This is a genomic window from Streptomyces pathocidini, from assembly GCF_001418495.1.
Classification (GTDB): Bacteria; Actinomycetota; Actinomycetes; order Streptomycetales; family Streptomycetaceae; genus Streptomyces; species Streptomyces pathocidini.
Window position 1 is genome coordinate 1 of the sequence record NZ_LIQY01000495.1, and the last position, 8,105, is coordinate 8,105.

Sequence of the window (8,105 nt, forward strand, 5' to 3'; positions counted from 1 at the left end):
GCGTGCCGGGACCCGACACGGTCGTGCGGATCGTGGACGACCAGGGCCGGGACCTGCCGTTCGGCGAGTACGGCGAGATCGCGGTGCGCGGCCCGATGGTCGTCCCCGGCTACTGGCGCCTGCCGGAGGCGAGCGCGGCCACCCTCCCGGACGGCGAACTGCGCACCGGGGACATCGGGTTCATGGACGCGGACGGCTGGCTCTACGTCGTCGACCGCAAGAAGGACATGATCAACGCCTCCGGGTTCAAGGTGTGGCCGCGCGAGGTCGAGGACGTGCTGTACGGGCACCCGGCGGTGCGCGAGGCGGCGGTCGTGGGGGTGCCGGACGAGTACCGCGGGGAGACGGTGAAGGCGTACGTCAGCCTGCGGCCCGGTGCGTCCGTGGCGCCCGCCGAGCTGTCGGCGTACTGCGCCGAGCGGCTGGCCGCGTACAAGTACCCGCGCGAGGTGGTGGTGCTGCCCGAGCTGCCGAAGACCACGAGTGGGAAGATCCTCCGGCGGGAACTGCGTTCCCGCACCTGAGGGACCTGAGGACCCGACGGGCGTGAGGGGCCTGAAGCTCCCCAGGAACCCGAGGTTCCCCAGGAACCTGGGACACCCGATGCACCCGGGCATCCCGACACCGAGGCGGCGACGCGAAAGGCAGGTGGCGGCCACCATGGCCAGAACGACGGACGGAGACAGCGGCACCACCCCCGTCCCGCAGCGGCTCCTGGCCGCCGCCACCCGCCTCTTCGCGGACCGCGGCTACGACAGGACGTCCGTCCAGGACATCGTCGAAGCCGCCGGGGTCACCAAGGGCGCCCTGTACCACTACTTCGGCTCCAAGGACGACCTGCTGCACGAGATCTACGGTCGTGTGCTGCGGCTCCAGCAGGAGCGGCTGGACGCGTTCGCGGACGCGGACGCGCCCGTCGAGCAGCGGCTGCGCGACGCGGCGGCGGACGTCGTGGTGACCACGATCGCCAACCTCGACGACGCGGCGATCTTCTTCCGCTCGATGCACCAGCTGAGCCCGGAGAAGCTCAAGCAGGTCCGGGCCGAGCGCCGCCGCTACCACGAGCGCTTCCGCGCGCTCGTCGAGGAGGGCCAGGCCGCGGGCGTCTTCTCCACGGCCACCCCCGCCGATCTGGTCGTCGACTACCACTTCGGCTCGGTCCACCACCTGTCGACGTGGTACCGCCCGGACGGGTCCATGACCCCCCAACAGGTGGCCGACCACCTGGCGGACCTCCTGCTGCGAGCCCTGCGGCCGTAAGGGCAGGCGTTACGCGCACGGCGGCCGTAGCCGACCGGTCCTCGCCCCGGGGCGATTCCGCCGGACCCACGCCGCCGTTGGCGCCGCGCACCCGCCGCCGCTTTTGCCGAGGCCCCCCGCCACAGTGGCGGGGGGCCTTGAGCGCACCAGCGCGATCGCTCGCGACTTCGTCGCGGGTCGGCCCGGCGGCCTAGCCGAACCTCTTCAACTCCCGTCGTGCGAGCGACCGCTGGTGCACCTCGTCCGGCCCGTCCGCCAGCTGGAGCGTGCGCGCCCCCGCCCACAGCTCCGCCAGCGGGAAGTCCTGGCTGACCCCGCCCGCGCCGTGCAGCTGGATCGCCCGGTCCAGGATGGAGACCACCGTACGCGGCGTCGCGATCTTGATGGCCTGGATCTCGGTGTGCGCGCCCCGGTTGCCGACCGTGTCCATCAGCCAGGCCGTCTTCAGTACCAGCAGCCGCAGCTGCTCCACCGCCACCCGCGCGTCCGCGATCCACTCCTCGACCTGCCCCTGCGCGGCCAGCGGCTTGCCGAAGGCCGTACGGGACACCGCTCGCCGGCACATCAGCTCGATTGCCCGCTCCGCCATGCCGATCAGCCGCATGCAGTGGTGGATGCGGCCGGGCCCCAGCCGCGCCTGGGCGATGGCGAAGCCGCCGCCCTCCTCGCCGATCAGGTTCGCCACCGGCACCCGCACCCGGTCGAAGACGACCTCCGCGTGCCCGCCGTGGTAGTGGTCCTCGTAGCCGAACACCCGCATCGCACGCCGGACTTCGACCCCCGGCGTGTCACGCGGTACGAGCACCATCGACTGCTGGCGGCGGCGGTCCGCGCCGTCGGGGTCGGTCTTGCCCATGACGATGAAGATCCGGCAGTCGGGGTTCATCGCCCCGGAGATGTACCACTTGCGCCCGGTGATGACGTACGCGTCGCCGTCCCGCTCGATCCGCGTCTCGATGTTGGTGGCGTCCGAGGACGCCACCTCCGGCTCGGTCATCGCGAACGCCGAGCGGATCTCCCCGGCGAGCAGCGGTTCGAGCCACTGCTTGCGCTGCTGCTCGCTGCCGAACTGGGCGAGCACCTCCATGTTGCCGGTGTCCGGGGCCGCGCAGTTCAGCGCGGTCGGCGCCAACTGCGGGCTGCGGCCGGTGATCTCGGCCAGCGGGGCGTACTGCAGGTTCGTCAGCCCCGCCCCGTACTCCGCATCAGGCAAGAACAGGTTCCACAGCCCCTGTCGCCGCGCTTCCGCCTTCAGCTCCTCCACCACCGGCGGGACGAGCCAGGGAGAGCCGAGCCGTGCGCGCTGCTCCTCGGCGGTCCGTTCCGCGGGGTGGACGTACTCGTCCATGAAGGCGAGGAGCCTGCCGCGCAGCTCCTCGGTGCGGGCATCGAATGCGAAGTCCATGGGTGCTCAGCCCTTCCGGAGGGTGGTGAGGCCGTTGTGGATGAAGACCGGCACGAGCGCGCCGATGCGGTCGAACCCCGCGCCGACGGTCTGCCCGAGCGTGTAGCGGTAGTGGATGCCCTCGAGGATCACGGCGAGCTTGAACCAGGCGAAGGCGGTGTACCAGGAGATGGCCGAGACATCGCGCCCCGACCCCGCCGCGTACCGCTCGATCAGTTCGGCCGGGGACGGGTGCCCGGGCGCGCCCGCCGTCGTGCTGACCGGTGACTCCGGTACGTCCAGCCGCTCGCTGTACATCGCCAGCAGACCGAGGTCGGTCAGCGGGTCGCCGAGGGTGGACATCTCCCAGTCGAGGACCGCGCCGATGCGGTCGTCGGGGCCGAGGAGGACGTTGTCGAGCCGGTAGTCGCCGTGGACGACCGTGGGCGCGGGGGAGCGGGGCAGGTTCCGGCCGAGCGCGGCGTGCAGCTCGTCGATGCCGGGCAGTTCGCGGTTGCGGGAGGCGTCCAGCTGCTTGCCCCAGCGCCGCAGCTGCCGGTCGAGGAACCCTTCGGGCCGCCCGAAGTCCCCGAGCCCCACCGACTCCTGCTCCACGGCGTGGAGTTGGACGAGCGTGTCGACCAGGCCGAGGACGGCCGCACGGGTGCGCTCGGGCCCGAGGGGCCGCAACTGCTCCGCGGTCCGGTACGGGGTCCCGGCCACGAACTCCATGACGTAGAAGGGCGATCCGATGACGGAGTCGTCCTCGCAGAGCAGCAGCGGCTCGGGCACCGGCACCGCGGTCGGGTGCAGCGCGCTGATCACCCGGTGCTCGCGGCCCATGTCGTGCGCGGTCGCCAGCACGTGCCCCAGCGGCGGTCTGCGGACGACCCAGCGGCCGGTGCCGTCGGTGACCGCGTACGTGAGGTTGGACCGGCCGCCCTGGACCAGCTCGGCGGACAACTCCCCGCCCACCAGCCCGGGCCGCTCGCGCTCGAGGTGCGCGCGCAGCCGGTCGAGGTCGAGTCCCGGGGGCTGGTCGTGGGTCATGTGGGGCACGCTCCTCTACGGCGGCGGTCGGCGGACGGGCAACATCATGCCGACCAGTCGGTATGGAGTCCAGTGCCCCTTGCGGGGGAACTGCCGCTCGGTGCGGCTCTGTCGGGGTCCGGCCCCGGCCCGCGTTCCGGCCCGGAGTCCCGGGGGCCCGTCCGCAGCCACGCCTGCAGTCGGGAGCGGGCCACACCCTGCAGTCGGGAGCGGGCCACGCCTGCGGTCAGGAGGGAAGGGCCGCGAACGCCAGGTCCGTGGTCTCCTCGGGCGTACCCTCGATCGGCACCGTGGCCCCGTTCTCGTCCGCCCCCAGCGGCTCCAGGTCCTCGAACTGAGAGCGCAGCAGCCGGGCGGGCATGAAGTGCCCCCTGCGGTCCGCGAGGCGGTGGGCGATGAGCTCGAACGTGCCGTTGAGGTGCACGAAGAAGACCTCGGGCGCGGCCTGCCTGAGCCGGTCCCGGTACCGGCGCTTGAGCGCGGAGCAGCTCACGACCCCGCCGGATCCGTGGTCCGCGAGCCAGGCGCCGATCGCGTCGAGCCAGGGGCGGCGGTCGCGGTCGTCCAGCGGGGTGCCGGCGGACATCTTGGCGATGTTGCGCGGCGGGTGGAAGTCGTCGGCCTCGGCGTACGGGACGCCGAGCCGGTCCGCGAGCGCGCTGCCGATCGTGGTCTTGCCGGATCCGGAGACGCCCATGACCACGACCAGGGGGGCGGTCCGCGCCGCCCGGCGGCCGGTCGGGGTCATGGGCGCCTCGTCTCGGTCAGCGGTCTCTCAGCGGGCTTTCCAGCGGGTGCTTCCGCGGGGCTTTCCAGGCGGAGCCTGGACGGGCCTTCAGTGGTCGTCCCAGTGCCCGTCGTGGGCGGCGTGCCGGTGTCCGTCGTGAACATAGTCGACGTGGTCGCCGTGGCGCACCGCCTCGTGCCCGCATCCCTCGCGGTGCTCGTGCGGGTGCTCGCCGTGCTGCTGGTGCCCGGCCGGCTCGCACTCGTCCCAGTGGCCGGAGTGCTCGCGGTGCAGATGGCCGTCGTGGGCGTAGTCGGTGTGGTCGCCGTGGCGTACGGCCGGGTGGCCGCAGTCGGCGCCGTGGGTGTGGGGGTGGCCCGCGTGCTCGGCGTGCGTGACGGACATGGTGGTGTCTCCTGTGCCTTCTGATCGGGGGGTTACCGCGGTCAGGTTAGAGCCAAATGTCCGTAGTGCCACGTAAATCGCCCCCTAAACCGGGGAGCCGGGATCACCGCATGAACCGGGGCACCCGGTTCACCGCACCAGCGCCACCCCGAAAACGGCCAGCGCCACCGCGCAACCGACCGCCGCCGCGGCGGTCCGGGGGCGGAGTACGGGCGGGCGCGGCGCGGCCAGGGCGCGGATCCTGCCGTGCGCCACCCACAGGAAGCCCGCCAGCGCGAGCGCGACCAGCACGGCCGCCGCGATCCGCGGCGCCGAGCCCCTCCCGTACAGCGTCCCGTACAGCGCCGGCCGCTCGGCGAGCACCGCGACGACCGCGCACGCCAGCGTCGTACGCCGCCAGGCCAGCCGGGTGCGCTCCGGCTGCAACCCCGGGTCGCGTACGGCGGGTTGGCCCGGCCGCTTCATCCCGCGGAACCCCCCGCGCGCGAGGCTTCCGGAGGCTCCACGCGGGCGCTCACCGGTCCGCCCACCCCGCCGCCACCGCGATCACCATCACGGCCGCCACCGCGCCGATCGCCAGCGCCAGCACCGCCGGGAAGCGCGAGACCGGCAGGTCCTCGCCGCGCCGCATCGCGCGCTCGCAGCGCGCCCAGTGGTCGACCGCCCGCAGCGCGCACAGCGCCCCGACCGCCAGCAGCAGCACGGCGAGCGCGACCCGCGGCCCGCGGTGCAGGTCCGGCAGGAACTGCGCGACCGCGAAACCGCCGCCGACCAGCGCCAGCGCCGTGCGCAGCCAGGCCAGGAAGGTGCGCTCGTTGGCGAGCGAGAAGCGGTAGTCGGGCGTCTCGCCCTCCTCGCGCAGCCGCGCCGGCGTCCACCACAGCCGCACCCCGGCCGCCGCCGCCCGCAGCCTCCCGGCCACGCCCGTCACCCCCGCCACTCCAGCAGCCTGCGGTATGCCTCAAGACCGTCCGGCACCCACTCCCACCGCGGCAGCCGATCGGCCAGCTCCTCCTCGGTGAGGAAGGCGTGCCAGGCCACCTCCTCGGCCTGCGGGCTGACCGGCAGCGTGCAGCGGACCTCGTGGACGAGGGACCACCAGGTGTGCTCGGGCGTCTCGTAGAGGAACTTGAACAGCGGTACGGGCCGGGGGAGTCCGCTCACCCCCAGCTCCTCCTCCGCCTCGCGCAGCGCCGCCTCCTCGTACGACTCGCCCGCGCCGACCACCCCGCCGACGAACATGTCGTAGTGGGAGGGGAAGACCAGCTTCCCGGCGGTTCTGCGGTGCACGAAGACCCGGTCCTCGGCGTCCCGGGCGAGGATGAACACGCACCGGGTGCGCAGCCGCTTCGCGTAGGTCTCGCCGCGCGGGGCCCGCCCGACCACCCGGTCCCGCTCGTCCACGACGTCCAGCACCTCGTCGGCGGAGCGAGCGCCGCTGTCCGGGGAGCCATCGCTTTCCGCGGAGCCATCGCTTTCCATGGGGCCATCCAAACAGAGCCGCGGGTTGACGCCGTGCACGACTGTCCAGAAGATCGAGCGCACGCAAAGCCCCCCAAGCCCCCACCGCCCCCGACGAGGATGGACCCCATGGCGTACGACGCTGACGTGATCGTGATCGGAGCGGGCCTCGCGGGCCTGGCGGCCACCGCCGAACTGGCCGACGCGGGGCGGCGGGTAATCCTGCTCGACCAGGAGCCCGAGTCCTCGCTCGGCGGGCAGGCGCACTGGTCCTTCGGCGGCCTGTTCCTCGTCGACTCGCCCGAGCAGCGCCGGATGCGCATCCGCGACAGCCACGAGCTGGCCTGGCAGGACTGGCTCGGTACGGCGGGCTTCGACCGCGCGGAGGACCACTGGCCCCGGCGCTGGGCCGAGGCGTACGTGGACTTCGCCGCGGGCGAGAAGCGCGCCTGGCTGCACGGGCAGGGCGTGCGGTTGTTCCCGGTCGTCGGCTGGGCGGAGCGCGGCGGCTACGACGCCACCGGGCACGGCAACTCCGTGCCCCGCTTCCACATCACCTGGGGTACCGGGCCCGGTCTGGTCGAGCCCTTCGAGCGGCGGGTGCGCGCGGCGGCCGAACGCGGCCTGGTGCGGCTGAAGTTCCGGCACCGGGTCACCGGCCTCTCGCGCACGGGAGGAGCCGTCGACACCGTGACCGGCGAGCTGCTGGCGCCCAGCGATGCCGCGCGCGGCGAGGCCAGCGGCCGCGAGGCCACCGGCTCCTTCGCACTGCGCGCCCAGGCCGTGATCGTCACCTCGGGCGGCATCGGCGGCAACCACGACCTCGTACGCCGCAACTGGCCCGAGCGGCTGGGTACCCCGCCCGAGCGGATGCTCTCGGGCGTGCCCGCGCACGTGGACGGCGCGATGCTCGGCGTCGTCGAGGACGCGGGCGGACGGCTGATCAACCGCGACCGGATGTGGCACTACACCGAGGGCATCGAGAACTGGAACCCGATCTGGGCCAGGCACGGCATCCGCATCCTGCCCGGCCCCTCCTCGCTGTGGTTCGACGCGCGCGGAAAGCGGCTGCCCGTACCGCTCTTCCCCGGCTTCGACACCCTCGGCACGCTCGAGCACATCATGAAGACGGGCCACGACTACACCTGGTTCGTGCTCGACCAGCGCATCATCGGCAAGGAGTTCGCGCTCTCCGGCTCCGAGCAGAACCCCGACCTGACGGGCCGGTCCATCCGCGACGTCATCGGCCGGGCGCGCGCCGACGTGCCGGGGCCCGTCAGGGCGTTCATGGACAAGGGCGCCGACTTCGTGGTCGAGAAGGACCTCGGCGCGCTGGTGCGCGGCATGAACGCGCTCACCGGGAAGCCGCTGATCGACGAGGCCGAGCTGCGCCGCGAAATCACCGCGCGCGACCGGGAGGTCGCCAACCCCTTCACCAAGGACCTCCAGGTCACGGCCATCCGCGGCGCTCGCTCGTACCTCGGCGACAAGCTCATCCGCACCGCCGCCCCGCACCGCATCCTCGACCCCAAGGCGGGCCCGCTGATCGCCGTGCGGCTGAACATCCTCACCCGCAAGACCCTCGGCGGCCTGGAGACCGACCTGTCCTCCCGCGTGCTGGCCGACGGCGGCGAGCCGCTGCCCGGGGTGTACGCGGCGGGGGAGGCGGCCGGGTTCGGCGGCGGCGGGGTGCACGGCTACCGCTCCCTGGAGGGCACCTTCCTCGGCGGCTGCCTCTTCTCGGGCCGCACGGCGGGCCGCGCGGCGGCGAAGGCGGTCGGGTAGGTCGGTTGGACAGGGCGGTCGGGTAGGTCGGTT

10 protein-coding genes are annotated in these 8,105 nt (G+C 73.3%); 3 read left to right on the forward strand and 7 right to left on the reverse strand.

Features of this window, described 5'->3' with window-relative positions:
* Positions 1–524: AMP-binding enzyme (locus tag AOK16_RS21230; protein WP_157859290.1), on the forward strand; the 524-nt coding region annotated here is incomplete at its 5' end.
* Between the two features lie 136 nt (positions 525–660).
* The gene (locus AOK16_RS21235; RefSeq protein WP_055473792.1) at positions 661–1,260 is read left to right on the forward strand and encodes a TetR/AcrR family transcriptional regulator; all 600 of its coding nucleotides are present in this window, start codon (positions 661–663) and stop codon (positions 1,258–1,260) included.
* A gap of 190 nt (positions 1,261–1,450) precedes the next feature.
* Here AOK16_RS21235 and AOK16_RS21240 read toward each other — a convergent pair whose 3' ends face one another.
* From AOK16_RS21240 to AOK16_RS21270, 7 genes are all read right to left on the reverse strand, one after another.
* The gene (locus AOK16_RS21240) at positions 1,451–2,665 is read right to left on the reverse strand and encodes an acyl-CoA dehydrogenase family protein (RefSeq protein ID WP_055473785.1); all 1,215 of its coding nucleotides are present in this window, start codon (positions 2,663–2,665) and stop codon (positions 1,451–1,453) included.
* A 6-nt stretch (positions 2,666–2,671) separates the two neighbouring features.
* Positions 2,672–3,694 carry a phosphotransferase family protein gene (locus tag AOK16_RS21245; protein WP_055473786.1) on the reverse strand — a complete coding sequence of 341 codons (1,023 nt, stop codon included), beginning with the start codon at positions 3,692–3,694 and terminating at the stop codon, positions 2,672–2,674.
* 226 nt (positions 3,695–3,920) lie between these two features.
* The gene (locus AOK16_RS21250) at positions 3,921–4,442 is read right to left on the reverse strand and encodes a gluconokinase (protein WP_055473787.1); all 522 of its coding nucleotides are present in this window, start codon (positions 4,440–4,442) and stop codon (positions 3,921–3,923) included.
* 87 nt (positions 4,443–4,529) lie between these two features.
* The gene (locus tag AOK16_RS21255; protein WP_055473788.1) at positions 4,530–4,826 is read right to left on the reverse strand and encodes a hypothetical protein; all 297 of its coding nucleotides are present in this window, start codon (positions 4,824–4,826) and stop codon (positions 4,530–4,532) included.
* A 129-nt stretch (positions 4,827–4,955) separates the two neighbouring features.
* Positions 4,956–5,291: a DUF202 domain-containing protein gene (locus AOK16_RS21260; protein ID WP_055473789.1), complete on the reverse strand. Its 336-nt coding sequence runs from the start codon at positions 5,289–5,291 to the stop codon at positions 4,956–4,958.
* Between the two features lie 49 nt (positions 5,292–5,340).
* Positions 5,341–5,757 (reverse strand): YidH family protein, encoded by a 417-nt coding sequence (locus tag AOK16_RS21265; protein WP_079101625.1) that lies wholly within the window; start codon positions 5,755–5,757, stop codon positions 5,341–5,343.
* Positions 5,754–6,308, reverse strand: a complete 555-nt coding sequence (locus tag AOK16_RS21270) for an NUDIX domain-containing protein (protein ID WP_055473790.1) — start codon at positions 6,306–6,308, stop codon at positions 5,754–5,756. The genes AOK16_RS21265 and AOK16_RS21270 overlap by 4 nt, the downstream gene beginning before the upstream one ends.
* A 108-nt stretch (positions 6,309–6,416) precedes the next feature.
* Here AOK16_RS21270 and AOK16_RS21275 point away from each other — a divergent pair, with 108 nt between their 5' ends.
* Positions 6,417–8,072, forward strand: a complete 1,656-nt coding sequence (locus AOK16_RS21275) for an FAD-binding dehydrogenase (protein WP_055473791.1) — start codon at positions 6,417–6,419, stop codon at positions 8,070–8,072.
* Positions 8,073–8,105 lie beyond the last annotated feature (33 nt).